General features: G+C 63.9%; 19 protein-coding genes and 1 pseudogene. 8 read left to right on the top strand and 12 right to left on the bottom strand.

The window, feature by feature from the left end; all coding sequences use genetic code 11:
- Window positions 1-280: 280 nt before the first annotated feature.
- Complete coding sequence (locus HMPREF9465_RS10850) at window positions 281-622, bottom strand: helix-turn-helix domain-containing protein (protein ID WP_005436926.1); 342 nt, start codon at window positions 620-622, stop codon at window positions 281-283.
- A gap of 466 nt (window positions 623-1088) precedes the next feature.
- On the opposite strand from HMPREF9465_RS10850, the gene HMPREF9465_RS10845 reads away from it, so the two are divergent.
- Complete coding sequence (locus HMPREF9465_RS10845) at window positions 1089-3116, top strand: DNA topoisomerase 3 (RefSeq protein ID WP_005436923.1); 2028 nt, start codon at window positions 1089-1091, stop codon at window positions 3114-3116.
- 116 nt (window positions 3117-3232) lie between these two features.
- Here HMPREF9465_RS10845 and HMPREF9465_RS10840 read toward each other — a convergent pair whose 3' ends face one another.
- Entirely contained in the window at window positions 3233-3505 is a 273-nt protein-coding gene (locus HMPREF9465_RS10840; RefSeq protein ID WP_005436920.1) for a zinc ribbon domain-containing protein YjdM, read from the bottom strand.
- A 126-nt stretch (window positions 3506-3631) separates the two neighbouring features.
- On the opposite strand from HMPREF9465_RS10840, the gene HMPREF9465_RS10835 reads away from it, so the two are divergent.
- Window positions 3632-4762, top strand: coding sequence for an RNA-guided endonuclease InsQ/TnpB family protein (locus HMPREF9465_RS10835; protein WP_005436919.1), 1131 nt, complete (start codon window positions 3632-3634; stop codon window positions 4760-4762).
- Between the two features lie 87 nt (window positions 4763-4849).
- Here HMPREF9465_RS10835 and HMPREF9465_RS14075 read toward each other — a convergent pair whose 3' ends face one another.
- The 4 genes from HMPREF9465_RS14075 to dnaQ all read right to left on the bottom strand — a co-directional run bounded on the left by HMPREF9465_RS14075 (window position 4850) and on the right by dnaQ (window position 7281).
- Complete coding sequence (locus HMPREF9465_RS14075) at window positions 4850-4948, bottom strand: TFIIB-type zinc finger domain-containing protein (RefSeq protein ID WP_081579503.1); 99 nt, start codon at window positions 4946-4948, stop codon at window positions 4850-4852.
- 137 nt (window positions 4949-5085) lie between these two features.
- Window positions 5086-5658, bottom strand: a complete 573-nt coding sequence (locus HMPREF9465_RS10830) for a flavodoxin family protein (protein WP_005436913.1) — start codon at window positions 5656-5658, stop codon at window positions 5086-5088.
- A gap of 168 nt (window positions 5659-5826) precedes the next feature.
- Complete coding sequence (locus HMPREF9465_RS10825; protein WP_005436911.1) at window positions 5827-6342, bottom strand: flavodoxin family protein; 516 nt, start codon at window positions 6340-6342, stop codon at window positions 5827-5829.
- Window positions 6343-6414: 72 nt separating this feature from the next.
- Window positions 6415-7281, bottom strand: a complete 867-nt coding sequence (dnaQ, locus tag HMPREF9465_RS10820) for a DNA polymerase III subunit epsilon (protein WP_231289390.1) — start codon at window positions 7279-7281, stop codon at window positions 6415-6417.
- A gap of 253 nt (window positions 7282-7534) precedes the next feature.
- On the opposite strand from dnaQ, the gene HMPREF9465_RS10815 reads away from it, so the two are divergent.
- The 3 genes from HMPREF9465_RS10815 (at window position 7535) to HMPREF9465_RS10805 (ending at window position 11771) form a co-directional block, all read left to right on the top strand.
- Window positions 7535-9433, top strand: coding sequence for a sensor histidine kinase (locus HMPREF9465_RS10815; protein WP_005436906.1), 1899 nt, complete (start codon window positions 7535-7537; stop codon window positions 9431-9433).
- A complete protein-coding gene (locus HMPREF9465_RS10810; RefSeq protein ID WP_005436904.1) occupies window positions 9430-10071 on the top strand; it encodes a response regulator transcription factor in 642 nt (213 codons plus the stop codon). Before HMPREF9465_RS10815 ends, HMPREF9465_RS10810 begins: the two co-directional genes overlap by 4 nt.
- 215 nt (window positions 10072-10286) lie before the next feature.
- A complete protein-coding gene (locus tag HMPREF9465_RS10805) occupies window positions 10287-11771 on the top strand; it encodes a flavocytochrome c (protein WP_005436902.1) in 1485 nt (494 codons plus the stop codon).
- A gap of 215 nt (window positions 11772-11986) precedes the next feature.
- Here HMPREF9465_RS10805 and HMPREF9465_RS10800 read toward each other — a convergent pair whose 3' ends face one another.
- A complete protein-coding gene (locus HMPREF9465_RS10800; RefSeq protein ID WP_038007718.1) occupies window positions 11987-12478 on the bottom strand; it encodes a LysR substrate-binding domain-containing protein in 492 nt (163 codons plus the stop codon).
- Window positions 12475-12972: a LysR family transcriptional regulator gene (locus HMPREF9465_RS10795; RefSeq protein WP_005436899.1), complete on the bottom strand. Its 498-nt coding sequence runs from the start codon at window positions 12970-12972 to the stop codon at window positions 12475-12477. Before HMPREF9465_RS10795 ends, HMPREF9465_RS10800 begins: the two co-directional genes overlap by 4 nt.
- A 198-nt stretch (window positions 12973-13170) precedes the next feature.
- On the opposite strand from HMPREF9465_RS10795, the gene HMPREF9465_RS10790 reads away from it, so the two are divergent.
- From HMPREF9465_RS10790 to HMPREF9465_RS10780, 3 genes and pseudogenes are all read left to right on the top strand, one after another.
- Complete coding sequence (locus HMPREF9465_RS10790; protein ID WP_005436897.1) at window positions 13171-14985, top strand: aryl-sulfate sulfotransferase; 1815 nt, start codon at window positions 13171-13173, stop codon at window positions 14983-14985.
- Window positions 14986-15225: 240 nt separating this feature from the next.
- Window positions 15226-15573, top strand: coding sequence for a hypothetical protein (locus HMPREF9465_RS13325; protein WP_147645359.1), 348 nt, complete (start codon window positions 15226-15228; stop codon window positions 15571-15573).
- An 86-nt stretch (window positions 15574-15659) separates the two neighbouring features.
- Window positions 15660-16186, top strand: a pseudogene (locus HMPREF9465_RS10780) (DUF6803 family protein).
- A 74-nt stretch (window positions 16187-16260) separates the two neighbouring features.
- Here the strand turns inward: HMPREF9465_RS10780 and HMPREF9465_RS10775 are convergent.
- The 4 genes from HMPREF9465_RS10775 to HMPREF9465_RS12545 form a co-directional block, all read right to left on the bottom strand.
- Complete coding sequence (locus tag HMPREF9465_RS10775) at window positions 16261-17733, bottom strand: FAD-binding protein (protein WP_005436892.1); 1473 nt, start codon at window positions 17731-17733, stop codon at window positions 16261-16263.
- Window positions 17730-18302, bottom strand: a complete 573-nt coding sequence (locus HMPREF9465_RS10770) for a response regulator transcription factor (RefSeq protein WP_331270990.1) — start codon at window positions 18300-18302, stop codon at window positions 17730-17732. Before HMPREF9465_RS10770 ends, HMPREF9465_RS10775 begins: the two co-directional genes overlap by 4 nt.
- Before the next feature lie 74 nt (window positions 18303-18376).
- Window positions 18377-19465, bottom strand: coding sequence for an ATP-binding protein (locus HMPREF9465_RS12550; protein WP_081579502.1), 1089 nt, complete (start codon window positions 19463-19465; stop codon window positions 18377-18379).
- Entirely contained in the window at window positions 19390-20361 is a 972-nt protein-coding gene (locus HMPREF9465_RS12545) for a phosphate/phosphite/phosphonate ABC transporter substrate-binding protein (protein ID WP_005436885.1), read from the bottom strand. The genes HMPREF9465_RS12550 and HMPREF9465_RS12545 overlap by 76 nt, the downstream gene beginning before the upstream one ends.
- Window positions 20362-20497 lie beyond the last annotated feature (136 nt).

The following is a 20497-nucleotide window of genomic DNA, read 5'->3' as shown; positions in this document are numbered from 1 at the left end:
CAGGTCGCAAATCAAGAATTAGAGTCTTCCTGCCATCTACGGGCGAGACTTGAATCTTGAAAGAAGTGATCTGGAAGCCGGGCCATGGATCGAGAGATTTGAAAAGTTGCCCTACAATATTGGTCATAGCGCTCATCCTTTTTTCGCGGTTCTTCTCTAGTAACTTGAATCTGCCTGAAATTGGGAGTGAGCGCTACTTTTTTTTCTTGGAGGGAGCCGACCAGACTTTTTCTTAAAAGTCAAGGCCGCGTTCCACGGACTTCCGAGATGAACCCTCTTTTTAGAGCACCTCCGGACGGAGCTTCTTCGGGCCCCGCTTGAGGCCGATCACCGAGAGCTCTTCACCGAAGGTCTCGCGATGCTTCTTCCACTTGCGGATCGTCTGCGGGTGCGCGCTGAGCTTTCTTGCGATCTCAACGCAGTTCATGCCGGCGTCAAGCATCTCGAATGCGCGCTTGCGAACGTTCTGAAGCGCTTCGGGATGCATCTGCTGCAGGCCGCTTTCGCGTCGACCCTGCGACACGGTGTCAAGCGGGGGGAGCGAATGAGCACTCCACCGCATGTAGGACTGCTGGCACGGCAGCGGGTAGGTCACCCGGTCAATCGAACAGAATTCAGTCATGTTTGCCTCCTGTTTGTCAAGCCCCCTTGTCGGGGGGACGGATTCGATGCTAACACGTGAACGCCTCCGACGTCCCTCTCCCACAGGGGGCAGTTGCTCAAAAGTCGCACCTAGACTCAGGGTTTTTACCCAACATCCCTTCGCTTTTTCCGACGCGACATTCGGAGGGTTTTCCCGACCTTGACGAAGCTCAAGAAAAACCACGCGGGGCTCGACCTTCGACTTGCGTATTTTTCCCTAGTTTTTAGCGATTGATTTTTTCAATTGGCAGAACGCTCGAATACCTCGAACTTAATGTTCGACAAAAGCGAACGACAAGTGTAAAGATTGTCTATAAACATCGGCTGGATCAAGTCCGTTGCCTTTCCATACAATCGTAAGTCGAAATTGAAGGCTTTTTTGAGCGGGCCGTGCGTCCGGAGCGCGAAATCTGTACACTGCTCCGATAATCTCGAACGGATCCCTCATGAAGCTCTTCATCGCCGAAAAGCCCTCCGTTGCCAAGGCCATCGCCGCCGAGCTCGGCGTATCGGGCCGAGGCGACGGGTTCATCAACTGCCGAAACGACGTGGTCGTCACCTGGTGCTTCGGCCATCTTCTCGAGCAGGCCGAGCCCGACGCCTACCTGCCCGACGACATTCCGAAGACGAAGAAGGGGCGCAAGATCTGGCGCATGCAGGACCTGCCCATCTTTCCGCAGCACTGGCTGATGGAGGCGAAGACCGAGCGCGGTGCGAAGAAGCAGCTCTCGGTGATCGGCAAATTGCTCAAGTCTGCGGCAACGGTCGTCAACGCGGGCGACCCCGACCGCGAGGGACAGCTCCTCGTCGACGAGGTGCTCGAGCACTTCAGGGCCCGACAGCCCGTCGAGCGATTCTGGGTTTCGGCGGTGGACCCCGCCTCCATCCGAAAAGGCCTCGCCAAGCTCGGCGACAACCGCAGCTACGCGGGCATGCGCGACGCCGCGCGCGGACGCTCCCGCGCCGACTGGCTGCTCGGCATGAACCTCTCACGCGCCTACACGCTCGCGGGCGGCGACGGACTCCTCGCCGTGGGCCGCGTGCAGACGCCGACGCTCTTCATGGTCGCGCGACGCGACTACGTGGTGCGCAACTTCACGCCCGTGCCCTACCTCTCGATCACGGCGGACCTCGCCAAGGAGACCGTCCCCTTCACCGCACGCTGGAAGCCCGGTCCCGACCAGAAGGGCCTCGACGAGGAAGGCAGGCTCCTCATCGACCTCGACGTCGGCCGCGCGCTCGTCGAGCGTCTCTCGAAGGAAAAGACCGCCACGGTGCTCTCCGCCGAGACGAAGCGCCGCAAGGCCAATCCGCCCAAGGCCTACTCGCTCGCCGACATCCAGATCGAGGCGAGCAAGCGCTTCGGCATGACGGCCGAGAACACGCTCAAGGTCTGCCAGTCGCTCTACGAAGTCAGGAAGATCACGAGCTATCCTCGTACCGACTGCGGCTATCTGCCCGAATCCCAGCACGCGGACGCGCCCGCCGTGCTCGCCGCCGTCGCCAGGAACTTCCCCGCCGCAGCCCCCGCCTGCGCCAAGGCCGACCCGAAGCTCAAGAGCCCGACCTTCAACGACAAGAAGGTGACGGCGCACCACGGCATCGTGCCCGTCGCCAACACGATCGATCCCGCCACGCTCACCCGCGAGGAGGCCGACATCTACCGCCTCATCGTGAGGCGCTACATCGCGCAGTTCTTCCCGGTGCACGAGTTCGACGCAACCGAGGTCGTGCTCGGCATCGGCGGCGAGACCTTCACCGCCAAGGGCCGCGTCGTGCGCGTCGAAGGCTGGCGCATCCTCTTCGAGAAGGACCGCAGGGCTGCCGAGGAAAAGCGCAGGAAGAACCCGAAGGCCGCAGGCGGCCGAGATCCGGACGGCGAGGACGAGGACGACGCCCAGACGCTCCCCGCACTCAAAAAGGGCGACGTCTGCGACGTGCGCGCCGTCAAGGGACGCGAGGACAAGACGAAGCCGCCGCAGTTCTTCACCGAGGGCACGCTCATCGCCGCCATGGAGAACATCTGGCGCAGCTTCGACGACCCGAAGGGACAGGCCATGCTCAAGGAGGCGGGCGGCATCGGCACGCCGGCCACCCGCGCGGCCATCATCGCCGAACTCAGGCGCAAGGAATACCTCGAGACCGAAGGCAAGTACCTGCACTGCACCGAATCGGGCCGCAGGCTCCTCAAGCGGGTTTCGCCCCGCATCCGCTCGGCCGCCATGACCGCACACTTCGAGGAGCGCCTCAGGCTCGTCGAGTCGGGCGCCGAGCAGCTCGACAACTTCGTGAGCGAATACGAGGCCTTCATCGCGGCCGAACTGCAGAAGGTCCGCGCAGGCCGCACGGCCCCGAGCGGCTCCGCACGCACCGGAGCGGCAAGGCCCGCACCCGCACCGTCCCGCGAGCCGTCGCCCGAAGCGCCCGCCCCGAACATGCCCGACGAGCCGCCACCGCTCGATACGGTCTGCTGATCGTCCGGAAGACCCGCGCGGCCCTCAAACGAAGAAGGCTCCGCCTTCCTCCGTCGAAACGGAGAGAAGCGGAACCTTTCGCGTCCGGATGGATCCTCGCAGGACGACGTCCTGCGTCAGAGCTTCTTAACGAACTCGGACTTGAGCTGCATCGCGCCGAAGCCGTCGATCCTGCAGTCGATGTTGTGGTCGCCTTCGACGAGGCGGCTGTTCTTCACCTTGGTGCCGATCTTGAGCGGCGTCGAGGCACCCTTCACCTTGAGGGTCTTCACGATGGTGACGGAGTCGCCGTCGGCGAGCAGCGTGCCGTTGGCGTCCTTCACGACGAGCTTCTCCTCGTCATGGGCGGCTTCCTCGCCGGGCGTCCAGTCATGGGCGCATTCAGCCAAATCCGCCAGGAACCCTCGCCTGTGAGGCGGGGAGGAATGGCGGAAAAGACAGCAAAATGCGAGGCATACGCCAAAATAGGAAGCCTCATATAATCAAATAGCAATACCTTTCCTGCCTTTGTCCGAATGATCCGCGCCATCCGAATTCGACTCTATCCGACGCCCGACCAGAAAAAATATCTGGCCGGTCTTTTCGGTGCCGTACGATTCTGCTTCAACAAGGCGCTGTATCTCAAGACGCATTTCTACAAGGTGAAGGGTGTCAATCTTCACCCGATTCACGACCTCAAGAAGCTCATCGCCATTGCTAAAAATACGGAGAAGTACGCTTGGCTGGCGGAATACGACTGCATGGCGTTACAGGAATCTGTTCGCAATCTGAACAAAGCCTATAGCCGCTTCTTCAAGAAGGAAGCCGGATATCCGCGCTTCAAGTCCCGACGCGGCGAACAGTCCAGCTACCATTGCACCGGCGTTTCGGCAGGCGACGACTTCGTCAAGGTGCCGAAGATGAAGAAGATCAAGGCCGTCATGCATCGGAAGATCGAAGGCAAGGTCAAGAGCATCACGCTCTCGATGGATGCCTGCGGCGACTACTGGGCTTCCGTTCTCTACGAGGACGGTCTGCCCGAAGCCGTGCCTGCGACATGCGTTCGTCAGTCCAAAACGGTTGGCGTTGACGTCGGCATTGAGACCTTCGGTACATGCTCCGACGGTGAAAAGATCAAGTCTCCCAAAGCTCTCAAGAGAGCCGAAAAGAAGCTCAAGAAGGCGCAACGCGCCTTCTCAAGAAAGCAGAAAGGTAGCAAGAATCGTGAGAAGGCCCGCAAGCGTCTGGCAAAACTGCACCGCAAGGTGAAGCGCCGCCGCAGCGACTTCCTTCACAAGACATCTCGACGATTGGTGAACGAAAACCAAGCGCTGATTTTCGAGACTTTGAAAATTCAAGGCATGATGAAGAATCACCATCTGGCAAAGGCGATTGCCGATGCCGGATGGGGTGAATTCATGCGCCAATGCGAATACAAGGCGAAGCATGAAGGCAGGATCTTTGCAAAGATCGGCACCTTCTATCCGTCTTCGAAGACGTGTTCCGCCTGCGGTCACAAGCTCAAGGAACTGAGCCTTGCAACCCGCAGCTGGACTTGTCCGCATTGCGGCTCACATCATGCCCGAGACCTAAACGCCTCTCTGAATATCAAACAGGAAGGCATAAGAATGTTGAAGGCGGCTGGGCTGACCGTCTTGCGCTCGTAACGTCACGAGCCAAAGCCTGTGGAGACATGTAAGACCCGAACGATCGTCCGGGCTGTGTTGAAGAAGCAGGAAGCCTCGCCCGATTTGTTACAAATCGGACGGGGAGCAGTCACGGCAGACGAGATGGCCGGCATCCTCGTACACGTACTCGGAGCTGCACTTCGGGCAAGGCGGAAGAGAGGTCATGGCGGTGTCCTTGAACTGTTGTTTCTGTTGGGTTTCTGAGTTGCGGGCGCCTGCACGCGGAGCGCAGGCGCGAAAGGAGCGCATTCTAACATGATGCGCATCGAGTTCCGCCGAAAACGGGCGGGTATTTGCAAGACTCAGCCCAGCGCGGCGACATCGGCCGCCATGCGCGCGAGGAGCGCCTCGTCGGGCGTGAAGCCCGCAGGATCGCCTGGACAGAATTCGAAGACGTACTTGCCGAACACGCGGGCCTGACGGCCTTCGGCGGTTTTGTCAAAGAGCGCGAGGAGCAGGTCGGCGTTTCCTGCGGACGGTCCTCCGCAGGTGACCGCAAGGCCCATCGGCTTGTCCTTGAGCGCCGAGACGACGTGCGGATGCTCGCCGCCCACCCACTTCATCAGGGCCGACATGCGGTCGTCGAGGCACTTCATCTGGGCCGTGAAGCAATGCCCGTAGAGCGGCGTCGCCATGAGCACGACGTCGGCCGCCACGATCTTCGCGAGCACCGCATTGGCGTCGTCGCCCGTCTGATGACAGACGAAGTGCTCCACATCCTGCTGGCAGCGCAGGCAGCCGATGCAACCCCTGATGCCGAGTTCGCCGAGCCTGAGCGTCTCGACATCATGGCCGCCGAGCCTGGCGGCGAGGGCCTCAAGCACGCGGGCGGTGTTGCCTTCGCGCGGACTGCCGTTGATGAGAAGGATCTTCATCCGTGTTGTCTCCTGTTGTTGCCCGAGGGGCGGGCTTTGGGTTCCGAGAGGTCCTCATGATAGCGCGACACGGCAAGGCGCACGCAAAATGCGAGAAAAGGCCGTGCTGATGAGGCACGGCCCTTTCGATTTTCTTTGATCCCGTTCGATCGCGTCTTGCGGACGCTTCTACCAGCTGCCGCCGAAGAAGCCGCCGAAGATCTGCGCGGCCCTGTCGAGGTCGAGCCTGTCGGGGTGGGTTTCGCTCAGTCTGCGGCCGGCCTCGCGCTCGGGACTCACGGTGCCGCCGAGCATGTCGGTCATGCGCTGGAAGACCTCGGGGTCGATGCGGCCGCGGCAGAGGAAGGTCTCCGCAAGCGTATTGCCCTCGCCCATCGCGACGAGCTTCTCGCTCGTCTTCTGCATCCAGGCCTTCGACTTCTCGCCCTCGGGGTCGCCGCCCATGGTGGCGAAGCAGCCGATCGTCTTGTTCCTGAGGCGGGGCGCGATCCTGAGGATCTCCTCGGGCGCATCGCCCCTGTCGCACCAGAAGCCGAGCAGGACGGGATTGTAGGGCGTGAGGTCGTCGGGAACCTCGGAGGGGCGCATCATGACGGCGCCGGGCAGCGCGTCGCAGACGGCATGTCCCACGGCCAGCGTGTTGCCGGTGCGGGAGCTGATGATGATCAGGGGCTTCTCGGTCATGTCGGGATTCGTTCAGGAAGCTGGAAAAAGAAAGTATAGGACGCCGCGCCCGTTTCGCGCAGGCGGCGAAGCCTACGACGCCTTCTCCTCGACGCCGATGCCGAGCGCCTTGCGCCATGCGCAGGTCGCCTTGCACTGCTTGTCGGCCTTGTCGAGCATCTTCTCGTGCTCGGCAAGCTCCTCGGGCGAGGGCTCGGGCATGGTCAGGCGGGCGATGATCTCGGGCGGAATCTCGACCGCGTCGCCCCAGTTGTCGAGGTCGATCTCGCCCTGGCCTCGGGTCATCGTCAGATACACTTCGGCAAGAAGCTGGCTGTCGAGCAGTGCGCCGTGGAACACGCGGGCGGAGTTGTCGATCTTGTGCATCAGGCACAGGCCGTCAAGGCTCACGCGGCGGCCGGGATACATCTCGCGGGCGATCTCAAGCGTGTCCGTGATCTGCGCGACGTAGTCCTCGAGCCTGCCCCTGCCGAGACGCTCAAGCTCCATGTTGATGAAGCCCACGTCGAACTTCGCGTTGTGAATGAGCAGCTCCGTGTCGGAGACGAAGTCGAGGAACTCGTCCACGATGTCCGCAAAGACGGGACAGTCCTTCACCTTCTCGTTCGTGATGCCGTGAATGGCCGTCGTCTCCTCGGGAATGTCGCGCTCGGGATTAATGTAGATCTGCAGATAGTCGTCGGGATCAAGCGAGATCTCGCGGCCGTTGAGCCTCACGCAGCCGATCTCGAGAATACGGTCGCCCTTGTCGGGATCAAGACCCGTCGTTTCCGTATCGAGCGTGATCTGCGGCTTGTTGAAGCTCGAGTAGCGCTTCTCATGCGGCTTGGGCGGCACGAGGATCTTCTTGCGGGGACGAGCCTGTTTCGGGGCGTCCTTCGAGAGGTTGATCCTCTCGTCTTCATACTCGGTGGTGGAGGCCATCTGCGTGTCTCTCATGTGTCTGTTCAGGTGACCTAACTATATCGCACATTGATCCCGACGACGTCCCTGCACGACCGCAGCCATGCGGCCGCCTCGACGCCGCAGACGGCATCATCCTGTCTGAGCCCCGGCCTCACCGTCCTCTGAAACACGCCGGCGAATTCGGCATGATCGTCTCGCGCGTCGCGTAGAATTCCTGCAGCACAATCAATCGTTTCGGGCTGCGTCCGCGCCTCGTCCTGAACGGGATTTCGCCTTCACCTCCCTCATGAAAGCCTTTTGCCTCCTTTCTGCAGCACTCCTCGTTCCGCTCGGCGCGGCCCTTGCAGCACCGTCCGCCACGATCGAGCCCGACGCCCCGCTCCGCAGCGAGGCCCGCACCGTCGTGCGCATCGGCCTGCTTGACTTCGAGTCGGAGGCATCCTACCTGAGCAGGCGCGAAAACATTCAGGAAACGATCGTCCGCCATCTGCAGGAAAATTCGCCCGGTCTCCGGATCGTTCCGCGCTTCTACACGACCGAAGCGCTCTCCGAAGCGGCGAGAAAAGGCGAGGTCGAGTTCTTTCTCGGCAGCTCCGGCTTCTTCGTGCAGATGCGTCCGATGGGCGCGCGCGACATCGGCACCATCACATCCAGAGCCTTTCCCGATCCGAACCGCTGCGTTGCGGGCGTGATCGTCGTCAGGAGCGGGCGACCCGACATCACGGACCTCGCGAGCCTCGAAGGCATGACGGCCGTCACGACGAGCCGCGCGAACTTCATGACATACATGCTCAACATGGGCGAGATCGCCGCCGCAGGCTTCAGGCCCGACAAATTCTTCAGCGCCGTCACCGAAACCGACAACCATCCCGTCGAGGTCCTGCGCGCGGTCGTCGAGGGACGCGCCGACGCAGGTCTTCTTCGCGCCTGCATGCCCGAGGCCATCACGGAGCGCCATCCCGAGTTCGCGGGCCGCTGGACCGTCGTCAACGACAAGCCCGGCCTTCGCGCCGAGGCGCTCGGCTGCCGCTACTCGACGGACATGTATCCGGGATGGACGATCGCGAGCGTGCCGCACACGCCGCCCGTCATCACGAAGCATGTCGCCATGCTCCTGCTCAACCTCAGGCCCGACATGACGCCGGGCGGCTTCACCGTCTCGATCGCGACCGAGTTCGACCGCGTCAACGACCTCTTCCGCTCGCTCAAGGCCGGCCCCTTCGCCTATCTCAACCACTGGACGCTCGAGCGGGTCTGGAACGAGGCCAGAGGCGGCGTCCTCCTGCTCCTCGGCTTTCTCGCCGCCTGGATCCTGCACTTCGCAAGACTCGAGAAGCTCGTCAGGCGCCGCACCGCCGACCTCAGCGCCGCACTCGAGCGCGAAAAGGCCGCCCGCGAACAGGTGCGCGAGACGGGCGCGAGGCTCGACAGCCTGCAGCGCGCGGGCATTGTCGGGCAGCTGAGCTCGATGTTCGCGCACGAACTCTGCCAGCCGCTCTCGGCCGTTCGCTGCTACCTGCGCGGCATGCGCACGCTCATGCGCCGCGGCGCACCCGACCCGGTGCTCGCCGAACGCTGCCTCTCGGGCATGTCGGCCGAGCTCGACAAAGCGGGCGCGATCATCGACCGCGTGAGAAGCTACGCCAGAGAGGGCGCCAGGCGCGACCTCCCCGTCGACCTGCCCGCACTCCTCTCCGAGTGCCTCGCCGACATGACGAAGTCCGACCGCCTCAAGGTGCCCGTCGCCGCGGACATCCGCCCCGACCTCATCGTCTCGGGCGACGCCGTGGAGCTTCGGGTCCTCGTCATCAATCTCGTAAAGAACGCCCAGGAGGCGGTACTCTCGGCGCCCGAGCCCGCGCAAGCCTCCGGAGGCCGTCCCTACGGCCTCTTCATCACGCTCGACGCGGCAGATGAAGGCACCGCCGTACGCCTCACCGTCGCCAACACGGGCGCGCTTCTCACGCCCGAAGCGCTCGCCGAGATCGGACGTCCGCTCGCAAGCTCCAAGTCCTCGGGCCTCGGACTCGGACTCATGATCTGCAAGTCGATCGCCGAGGCCCACCTCGCCACGCTCGCCTTCTCGGCCCGCACCGCAAGGGACGGCGGCGGACTCGCCGTCACGCTGACGATGCCCGCCCGAAGCGAAGCGCCTCTGCATGAAAACTACGGAAATCTGCCATGACCGAATCCGAATTCGATCCCGCCGAGCGCGACTCGGCACTCATCCGCCTCGTCGACGACGAGCCCGACGTGCGCGCCGCACTATCCCTGATGCTCGAGATCGAAGGCTGGCGATGCGTGAGCTACGCGAGCGCGCGGGAGTTCCTTGTCGAGAATATGGACTCTCCCGGCTGCCTCGTCCTCGACGTGCGCATGCCGGGCATGAGCGGCCTCGAACTTCAGCAGGCGATGGAGGAGCGCGGGATTGAGCTGCCCGTCATCTTCCTCACGGGCCACGGCGACCTCGACACCGCGATCCAGAGCCTCAAGCGCGGCGCGGTCGACTTTCTGCTCAAGCCCGTCGACGACGAGAAGCTCCTCGCCGCCATCTCCTCGGCCGTGCACAAGGACCGCCTGCGCCGCGAAGGCCTCTCGGCCGAGCTCCTCAAGGCGGGCGCCAAGGCCCTGAGCGACCGGGAAAGACATCTGCTCGAACTCATCTCGCTCGGCCGCAGCGACGCGCGCATCGCCTCCGAGCTCGGCATCTCTGAGCGCACCGTGCAGGGCCACCGCGCCAAAATCTACCGGAAGTTCGGAATTCATTCGGGCAAGGTCCTCGAGGCCATGCTGCCCGACATCATGCGCCTCATCGGCAGATGAGGCCGGCCCCGCCGTTCTTCGCCGCCGCCCGCCGCTCTCTTCTTCACGCACGGGACGAAATCGCCTCCCGTTGACCTTTTCCGAGTTACGCGCGTAATCCGTCGGCCGACAATGCAGTCATGACAAACCGAGCGCAGCCCGCGGGCTTCGGGGTCCCCAGAAGGGGCCCCGTCGAACAAGACCACCCGCTGCTTCGCTCCAGCAGGAGAAACATCATGACCGCGAATCTCACCCGCCGCCGCATGCTCGCCGCCGCAGGCATCGGCACCGCCGCAGCCGCCTTCTCGGGCGCCGCATCCGCACAGTGCCGCAACGACCTCAAATGGGACGAAACCCACGAAATCGTCGTCGTGGGCGCGGGCGGCGCCGGCATGGCCGCCGCCGTCAAGGCCGCCCAGACTGGCGCCAAGGACATCCTCGTCCTCGAGAAGCTCGCCTTCACGGGCGGCAACACGCTCATCGCCCAGGGCTTCATCAACGCCGCCGACCCCGTGCGCCAGCCGCGCCAGGGCATCAAGGACTCGCCCGAAAACCACATGAAGCAGACGCTCGCTGCCGGCGACTTCCGCGGCGATCCCGAACGCGTCAAGGTCCTCTGCGACAACGCCTACGGCGCCATCACCTGGCTCGAATCCCTCGGCATGAAGTTCAAGGACAACGTCATCCAGATCTTCGGCGCGCTCTATCCGCGCTCGCACATCCCTGCGCTTCCGAAGGGCCAGGGCTACGGCACCGTCCTCACGAAGGCTACCAAGGAACTCGGCGTTCAGGTCCGCACGGGCCTCGGCGTGACCGAAATCATCCGCGAAGAGCAGTTTGCGGGCCGCGTGATCGGCGTCAAGGTCCAGCCCGCCAAGGGCCCCGCCCGCTTCATCCGCGCCACGAAGGCGGTCGTTCTCGCCGCCGGCGGCTTCTCCGGCAACCGCTACCTGCGCGAGCTGCATGACCCGCGCGTCAAGGGGCTCGGCACCGACAACCTCCCCGGCTCCACGGGCGAAGTCGCTATGGCCGCCGTGCGCGTCGGCGCCTACCTCGTCGGCATGGACTTCATCCAGTCGACTCCGGGTGCTCCCGCCGGCAAGAAGATGAAGCTTCTCCTCAACTTCAACGTCAACGGCTCCATCTACGTCGACAAGCGCGGCAACCGCATCGTCAACGAAGGCGAACGCCGCGACGTGATCCGCGACGCCGTGCTCGGCACGCCGGAACGCTACGGCTACACGGTCTGCGACAACACGAACTTCATGAGCTACGACGCGGTCAACCGCAAGGCCATCATGGAAGGCATCAAGATCAACGAGGCCTGGACGGCCCCGACAATCCGCGAACTCGCCGAAAAGATGGGCGTCGATCCCGCCGGCCTCGAGAAGACGATCAAGCGCTACAACGAGGTCTTCGTCAAGAACGGCCGCGACGACGACTTCCACAAGCAGCCCGTCAACCTCACCAAGCGCATCGAGGACGGTCCCTTCTGGGCCTGCTACACCGGCATGACGGTCCATCACACGATGGGCGGCATCAACACCAACGTCAAGGCTCAGGCCCTTGACTGGGAAGGCAAGGTCATTCCGGGCCTCTACGCCGCAGGCGAAATCACGGGCGGCATCCACGGCACGAACCGCGTCGGCGGCAACGCCGTTCTCGACTGCTTCGTCTTCGGCCAGATCGCCGGCGAAAACGCCGCGAAGGAAGTCGCCTGACGAGACCTCCAGGTCTCACGACTGAGAAGTGCCGGGCGCCGTCCTCTCTCCTCACGGCGCCCGGCATCGACCTCACGCATGCGGACTTCTCCGCCGCATGCATGCACGCCCGCCCGGCCGGACCCACGCTCCTCCAACGGCCCGGCAGGCAGACGTACGGAAAGGGGTCGGTTCTTCACGGAACCGGCCCTTCATTTCCATCTGCAGCTCTTTCCTCACCGACCCGAATCCTGCTCGTGCACGAGCGAGGTGATCACGCTCCTCAGCCACTGCATGGCGGGATCCCGATGTCCGCGCTCGTGCCAGACGAGCTTCGGAACCCATTTCTTCGAACACTCCTCGGGAAGCGGCAGAATCCTGAATTCATCCGTGCCCGCGACTTCACGCGCAAGCGTCTCGGAACAGGTCAAGCAGAGGTCGGAACGCCTCACCATCTGCACGGCGCTGAAGAAGTACGGCGTTCTCACCGCACGCGGCCTTGCGATCCAGGCCTCGGAAACCGACGCGTCCATTGCCCTAAGCACCCATTCGGGGCCCGGTCGGACTTCCACGTATCTGTGCGCAAGACACTCTTCGAGCGTGAGTGCGCCCGCCTCGTCGAACCTTCGGGCCAGCGAATGACCGCTTCGCACGACGAGCACGCTCCTGCACGACGAAAGCGGCAGGCATGCGCAGCCTTCGGGCGCGCGCTCGATGGGAAAGATCACAGAAACAGCCGCAGGAAGCCTCCCACTTCAGTGGCGAGGTTGTTTAGGAAGTCCAGATCGCCTTTCTGGAGCTCCACGACCCAGTCGTCTCCGTTGGGCGAGAGCCTGAACGTGACGCCCGGCGCCGTTCTGGAAGCGAGCGTGACGGCGGGCCCGATGTAGAACATCGCATGATCCGCGCACGCGATCCTGAATTCGCGCACCAGACTCGCGGGATCGACGGTCTCCTCGACGAAGAGGTCCTCGAAGCTTGCGATCACGGCCGCCACCTTCGGCTCGAGCGCGAGCGCCTTTGGCGTGGGCGTGAGGCCGCCCGAGCATCGCGTGAAGAGCTCGTCCTCAAAGGCCTCGCGAAGCTTCGTGAGCGAGCGCGACGCCGTCGCCTGCGGCATGCCGAGCTGCGAGACGGCCCGCTGAAGGTTGTGCGGCGCGCAGAGCGTCCTGAAGAGAAGCAAATGGTCGCGGTCGAGAGGTTCCCTCGGTTCTTTTCTCATTTTTGAACGGTTCCATTCGTCAAATATGACCTGAACACGTCTGAAATTCACAATGGTTGGAAATTCCGGTCTTCTCTAACCTTACAGCCATGGCGCGACAGCCTCCCGGCAGAGAATGCCGCGACCTAAAGTACGTCCGCGCCAGAAGACAAAACCACGCTTTCATCTCCCCGACCAGGGATCCAAAGGAGTTTCCTCATGAAGTCCTTCACACTGAAGCTCGCCGCCGCGGCCGTTGCCGCCGCCTGCATTCTTCCGGGCACCGCCTCCGCCTCGGGCGGCGGCTCCGGCCCAAACGTCCAGTACGCCGTCCAGGGCAAGATCGGCGAAGTCATCACGAACCCGTACAAGATCGCGCCGCTCACGGCCGTCATCCGCAACGGCGGCTACCAGCTCAAGGATGCCGCGGTCCGCATCGTTCCCAAGCACGGCGGCGCCGAAATCAAGTACAACGTGAGCGATGTTCAGCTGCGCACCCATGCGGGCATCCCGGTCTTCGGCCTCTATCCCGACTACAACAACACGGTCGAGGTGTCTTACACGCTCGTCGACGGCACGAAGGAAACCCGCGTCGAAAACGAGGTCTACCGCATCTACGCGCCCGGGATCCACACTGAGACGAACGGCACGGCCGCCCAGCACCACGCCATGTTCGAAACCGAAGTGAAGAAGGTTGCGCCCGAATTCAAGGACCGCCTCTACTTCATCAACAACTTCCTGCCTTCGGGCGGCAACGTCGCACGCACGACATGGAACAATCCGATGGGCGGCGCCCTCGAGTGGGTCTACTATCCGCAGAACGCCGTGATCGACACGGCGGGCGACGTCCGCTGGTACATGTTCGTCTCGCCGATCTACGATCCCGAGAACATCTACAAGTCCGGCATCATGATGGGCTTCCATCAGGCCGACGACGGCTTCCTCACCTTCGGCTACGGCCAGCGCTACGCCAAGTACGACCTGATGGGCCGCGAGGTCTTCAACCGCCGCCTGCCCGCCGGCTACGCGGACTTCTCGCACGCCATGGACCCGGCCCAGAACGGCCACTACTTCCTGCGCGTTTCCTCGGCCGACTACCGCCGTCCCGACGGCAAGCGCGTCCACACGGTCCGCGACGTGATCCTTGAGGTCGACCAGAACGGCTGCGCCGTCGACGACTTCCGTCTCTTCGACATCCTCGACCCGTATCGCGACAACGTCATCAAGGCGATGGACCAGGGCGCCGTGTGCCTCAACGTCGACGCCTCCAAGTCCGGCCAGACGCTCTCCGCCGAAGAACTCGCGAAGATGGATACGAACAATCAGTTCGGCGACATCGCGGGCGTCGGTCCGGGCCGCAACTGGGCCCACGTCAACTCCGTCGACTATGACCCGTCAGACGACTCGATCATCATCTCCTCCCGCCACCAGTCGGCCCTCATCAAGATCGGCCGCGACAAGAAGGTGAAGTGGATCGTCGGCTCGCATGAAGGCTGGAAGAAGGAGTTCCAGGACAAGCTTCTCACGCCGATCGACAAGAACGGCAAGCCGCTCAAGTGCGAAGGCTCCAAGTGCGAGGGCGGCTTCGACTGGACCTGGACGCAGCACACCGGCTGGCGCATCGACTCCAAGTCCGACAAGGACGTCTTCTACCTCTCCGTCTTCGACAACGGTGATGCACGCGGCATGGAACAGCCGGCGCTGCCTGAAATGAAGTACTCCCGCGCCGTGATCTACAGGATCGACCAGAAGAAGATGACCATCGAGCAGGTCTGGGAATACGGCAAGGAACGCGGCTTCGAATGGTACAGCCCGATTACCTCCGTGACCGAATACCAGGCCGACAAGAACTCCGTCTTCGTCTACTCGGCCACCGCCTCGCTCAACATGAAGCAGTTTAAGAGCGTGAGCCCGAACCCCGTCATCAACGAGTTCAAGTGGGGTTCCACGGAACCGTCCGTCGAAATCGTGCTCAAGTCCACCATGGGCTACCGCGCGCTTCCGATCTCGCTCGACAAGGCCTTCAGCCGATAAGCATCGGCGGATTCAGTCCTGCGGTCTCTCTTCTCTTTGGAACCGCAGGCCTCCTCAGGAGGCGCACCGTCATCAGGCGCCTCCCTCCTTCTCGCGCCGCGCCTTCGGGCACGGCGCTTTTTTTTATCCGCCGCCCGCACCGCCTACTGCGTTCGCCCTATGCCGCCCGAATGCATCGGAGCTACAATCTATTCCGTCTTCAATTCTTTCAGAGGCGTTTTCACAATATTGATCCGCTTAATGGCCTTCGTATTCGCTGCAGCCGCGCTCCTTGCGCTGCCTTGCGGTGCGCACGCCTGTCCGGATCATGCCGCCGTCGTGCAGGCGGTCTCCGCCTCATGGCAGGGAGAACCCGCCTCAGTCGGGTCACACGCCTCGCGTCACGAGGCGGCCGTTCGGGCCGAATGTTCCGCAGCGGCGCCCGAAGCGCCCTGCACCGATCGCCTCTGCTGCGTGACGCCGCCCGCGGCGCCCGCGCCCGAGTGCCGGACTGCGTACTCCGCCTCCGTCCTCCCGCCCGCCACAGGTTCCCGTCCCGCCGACACGAGCGTCATCCTCGGCAGGGACTCTCCGCCTCCGAAAGCCTGAAGCTTCGGGCCCTGCGCCCGCACGCCTTCCGGACGGACAGCCGTCCGTCCGCGTCACTCAAGCTTCTTTTTTCGGAGACACACAAAATGGAAATGACCCACTATATGGAGCTCATGATGGGCTCCTGGCACATGCTCGTCCTCTTCATGGCCGCACCGATGCTGCTCGCGGAGTGCTACGTCGTGAGCGAAATCCTTCTGCTCATCAAGCCGCGTCAGGGCGACGCCCTCGCCGCCTTCAACAAGGCCTCGGCCTATGCAACCGCGCTCGGCATCGCGCTCCTCTCGGGCTGCGTGGCCCTTCAGTTCTCGTCGGTCGTCGCATGGCGCACCTGGGTCGACGCCGTTTCGGCCCTCGCCTACGTGGCCGCGGGCCTTCCGTTCATCTACGTCGGCCTTCTCGAGGCGGCCTCGTCGCCCGCAGCAGGACGGCCGTCTGGAAGGGACGCTCGGCCGTCGCGGCGATGGTCGTCTATCTCGTCCTCTCCCACGCCGCCATGGTCTTCGGGATGTTCGATCCCGTGCAGTTCGGCTGGCGGGCTTCGGACGACATGCACATGACGCACGGCGCTCACGCGATGCCTGAGACGCACGCAGGCCACGTCATTCACTGACGCAGGCCGCAAAAAAGCGCGGCGCGAAGCCTGCGGGCTTCTCCGCCGTGCCCTGCGTCCATGCGCGCGGATGCTCACGCTGCGGCCTGGAGCTCCTTCGCTCTTGCCGCAGCCTGTCTTCCAGCCTCGCGTCCCATCACGAAGCAGGCGGTCATGCCTGCGCCGCCGAGTCGGTCGCCGCCGAAGATGCCGCCCGCGCATTCGCCGGCAGCGTAGAGTCCGGGCACGAGGCCGCCCGAGGACGCAATTACTTCGGCCGCACGGTTCGTCCTGATGCCGTCGAGCGTCGTGTGCACGTAGATGCGCTCGGCTCCCCAGTAGAAGGGCGGCCGCTCGATCCTCTGGCGAAAGAGCCTCTTGCCCGTGCGTGCGTCGTACCCCTTGTCCGCCGCCCTGTTGTAGTCCTCGATCGTCCTCGCGAGCACGACGGGCTCGATGTCCATGGCGGCCGCCATCGCGTCGATCGAGTCCGACTTCCTCACGACGCCATTGATGAGCTTGACGCCGAGCGTCGCTCCCTTGAAGGAGCGGTCGTCCGTGATCACCCAGCAGCGCCTTTCGGGAAGCGACAGAATGGCGTTCGAAATCACGTTCCAGGGACTGTTCTCGTTGACGAATCGCCTGCCGTGCATGTCGACGTAGATGTCGGCGCCCTGATAGTCGAGCAGGCGTCCGCCCCAGAACGGAAGCGCCTGAAGGCCGAAGCCCGTCGTCACGAACGCGCCGTTTCGTCCCGCGCACGCGATGAGTTCGCCCGTTGCCCCATCAAAGACCGTGCCCGCCGGATTGGCGCTCGTCGGAACGTCGGGCGTGAGCAGGGGATTGATCTTCATGCGCGCCTCGACGTTGGCCGTGAAGCCCCCGCAGGCGATGACAAGGCTTCGCGTCCTGAGCGTTCTTGCGCCCTGCGGCGATTTCACTTCGACAACCCACGCATGCCCCTCGGGTCTGAAGCCCGTCACGGGCGTCGAGAGCGCAAGCCTGCAGCCGAAGCGCCTCAGATGCGCCATGAGCGCAAGCACGTAGCTGCGGCCCGCCGAGTTGCCCGGCATCGCGTAGCTCTTGGCCTGCTTGCCCGAATACGCGATGAACGGTTCGCTCCAGAACACGCCGAGGCTCTCGAGCCAGTCGAGCACGCCCGCCGAATCCTCGCCGATCTTCGCGAGCACCGCCGCGTCTCCCGTGTCGCCGCCGACCTCGAGCGCATCCTCGACGAACCTGCCGAGCGTGTCGTTCGGATCGTGCGAGCGCGAGGGCGCCACGGCCGAAACCGAACCGCTCGAATAGATCGAATGTCCGCCCACGAGCGGCCCCTTTTCAAGAACCAGCACGTGGCCCGCGCCCGACTCCAGAGCTGCGGCCGCAGCCGAGAGCCCCGCCGCACCCGAGCCCGCGACGATCACGTCCCAAACGCCCGAGGCGCCCGGATCGAGCGTGTCGGGCGCGCCCGCGGCAAGAAGCCGGCCCGGCACCGCCGCCGCAAGACCCGCGCCCGCCAGAAGACGGCGCCTCTGCGTCATGACGCCGCCTCTCGTGTCCTTCATCATTTGCCCGTCCCCGCAAGGCCCGCCCTGTAGTCCGCAGGCAGGTTCTCGAGCCAGCGGTAGGCGTCGAGCGCGCTTGCGACGCCGAGCTTGGCGTAGGCGTTGGCCTTGTGCATCTTCACCGTCTCGGCGCCGATGCCGAGCCTTTCGGCAACGTCCTTGTTGGTGAGTCCCTCGGCGGCGAGCATGAACACCTCGCGCTCCCTCTGTGTAAGCGACTCGAAGGTCCTCCTGTAGTCGTCCGCCTCGGCCGCATCGCTCTCTGCGGCCATCGACTTCGCGCAGGCGCGCTCGACGGCGCCCGCAAGCGCAAGCGGATCGCCGCGCTTTTCAAGAAAGTCGGCTGCGCCGTACTTCATCGTGTGCACGGCCGTCGTGATGTCGCCGTGCCCCGTGAGGAAGATGACGGGCAGCGTGCATTTCGCGTCAAAGAGCCTGCGCTGAAGCTCCACGCCCGTCATGCCGGGCATGCGGATGTCGAGCACGAGGCAGCCCGGCCTCGAGAGGTCGTCGCGCTCGAGAAGGTCGGCCGCACCCGCATAGTCCTCGACCTGCCAGCCCATGGCCTTCAGAAACTCGCGCTAGCTCTCGCGAAACGCATCATCGTCGTCGACAAGCCTCACGAGCGGCGTCCTGATCATCCGCTTCATGCATCTTCTCCCTGTTCATTCACCTTCATGGTTTTCCTGCCTTCGGTGTCCTCTCCTGCGGGGCCTGCCGCGTCGATCTCGACCGTGGCCCGCACGCCGCCCTCGGGTCTTGCCTCGAAGCGCAGCGTCGCACCGTGACTGTCGGCAATACCCCTGCAGATCGTGAGTCCGAGTCCGAGGCCTTCCGGAATCTCACGGTCGGCCTCGCCGTCGAGCACCTCGCAGGCAAGACCTTCGGCGCGGGCGTTGAGTTTTTCGAAGACCTGCGCCGAGAGGACGGGCCCCGGATTCTCGACCGTGATGCGCCACCTGCCGTCCGCGGCCCTCACGAGCTCGACCCCGACGGCAACCTCGGGGCCCTTGAGGCAGTCGAGGCGCCTCACGGCGGAGGCCGCATTGCGAACGAGGTTGAGGACGAGCACCTCGAGTTCGAGCGGCTGTCCGAAGACGCCCGCCTGGCGCTCGGCGACTGCAACATTGATCGGGACGCGGGCGTCGCTTCGCTCTTCGGCCCTGTAGGCCCTGACGGCGCTCTCAACGATGGCGTCGAGTTCGCAGATCGCGACGCGCTCGTGCTCGCGCCTTGCATACTTTCGGACCCTCGAGACGATGTCGGCGATCCTCGTCGCCTCGCCGTCGATGCGCGAGAGTGCATTGGAGAGCGCCTCGGCCGCCGCCGGATCGGCCACCGCCGCCGTCGGGCACTTGATTCTTGCAAGGGCGGCCCAAGTGCGGATCGCGCCTACGGGCGCATTGATCTCATGGGCGATCATGCCCGACATCTGCTGCACGACGCTTCTGCGCTCGAACATCGCGAGCTGGGTTCGCGTGGCGGCCGCGACCGCCGAAAGCCTTTCCTGCTCGGCCATCGAGCGCCTGAGGTCCTCGGTCCTGCGCCTCACGAGCCTGTCGAGCCTCAGCTCGTTGAAGATGAGAAACAGAAGAAGCCCCGCCGCCAGCCAGAAGGCGGTTCTGTGCCTTGCATAGAGCGCGGCGGGACTCATGTCCCTCAGATAGGCCCAGGGGCCGAGCGCAGCTCCTTGAGAAGCGCGTCGACGCCTGCGTGGGAAACGTTGGTGAGCCATTCGGCGCCCGCAGTGTTCCTGAGGCTCAGAATGGCGATCGTCATGTCGCGCACCATTTCGGACGGCGCGTGCGGCAGTGCCAGAAGACTGATGTCGGGATAGAGCTCCGTCGAGTACCTGCACGGAATGACGGGCGCGCTCTTCGACTCCTCGCTCTCGAGCACCCTCAGGCCTGAGACGTCCGCGAGGCCCTCGTCGCCGAGCGTCTCGAGCAGACATGCCGGCACGACCGCCACGTCGGCCCTCCCTGAGAGAATGGCGCCCACGACGTCGGGATAGTCGTTGTTGCGGCGCACGACTCTGGCAAACAGCCGCGTGGGATCGATGCCTTCGCGCCTGAAGACGCGCTCGGCGGCAAGCCAACCGTCGATGGCCGTGGGCAGAGACGAAAAGACCGTGCGGTCCTTGAGGTCACGGAGCGTCCTGTAGTGCGAATCGCTCCTCACGACGAAGGCCGCGCCCACGGCGCGCTCGGCCTCAGCGAGCCCCTTGAGGCGCCTCGTGGCGATGCGCACCGAGGAGACGCCCGCGTCGAGCGGAAACACCGAACGCGCAAAGATGAAGTCGGGCCTGAGCCTCTCGAGCTGCTCCGCACTCTCGGCGGCCGCGAAGGTCGCCGTCCTGATGCGGTAGCCGCGCAGCCTCTCCTTGAGGGCGGCGATGGTCTCGTGGATGGTAAAGGCGTCGTACGGATTGACGAGCGTGTCGGGCCAGGCCACCGTCATCACGGGGCGGGTGTCGTCGGCGGGCGCCGTCAGGGACGGGTGCGAAAGCCCGTCCGGAGCCGCTCCGGAAGATCCCGGCACGACTGCGCCGACCGGGCCCGAAAGCACGGTCCAGAACAGCGCCGCAAGAAAACCCGCAGCCGAAAAACGCTTGACGTCGAGAGGATTCATGATGCTTCCGAGAGGAGGAAGAACCCTAGGGTTTACGCTTACCCCCATGCAGGGGTAGGCGATTTTAGAAAACTCTAGCAGAATTTGGACCTGAAGCAGAACTTCATTTTCAAGTCCGCCGAAGAGCGGACCGCTC

The sequence above is a fragment of the Sutterella wadsworthensis 2_1_59BFAA genome (genome assembly GCF_000297775.1).
Lineage (GTDB): Bacteria > Pseudomonadota > Gammaproteobacteria > Burkholderiales > Burkholderiaceae_F > Sutterella > Sutterella wadsworthensis_A.
The sequence above is the reverse complement of the archived record's forward strand: the minus strand, read 5'-3'. Positions and strand labels throughout refer to the sequence as shown.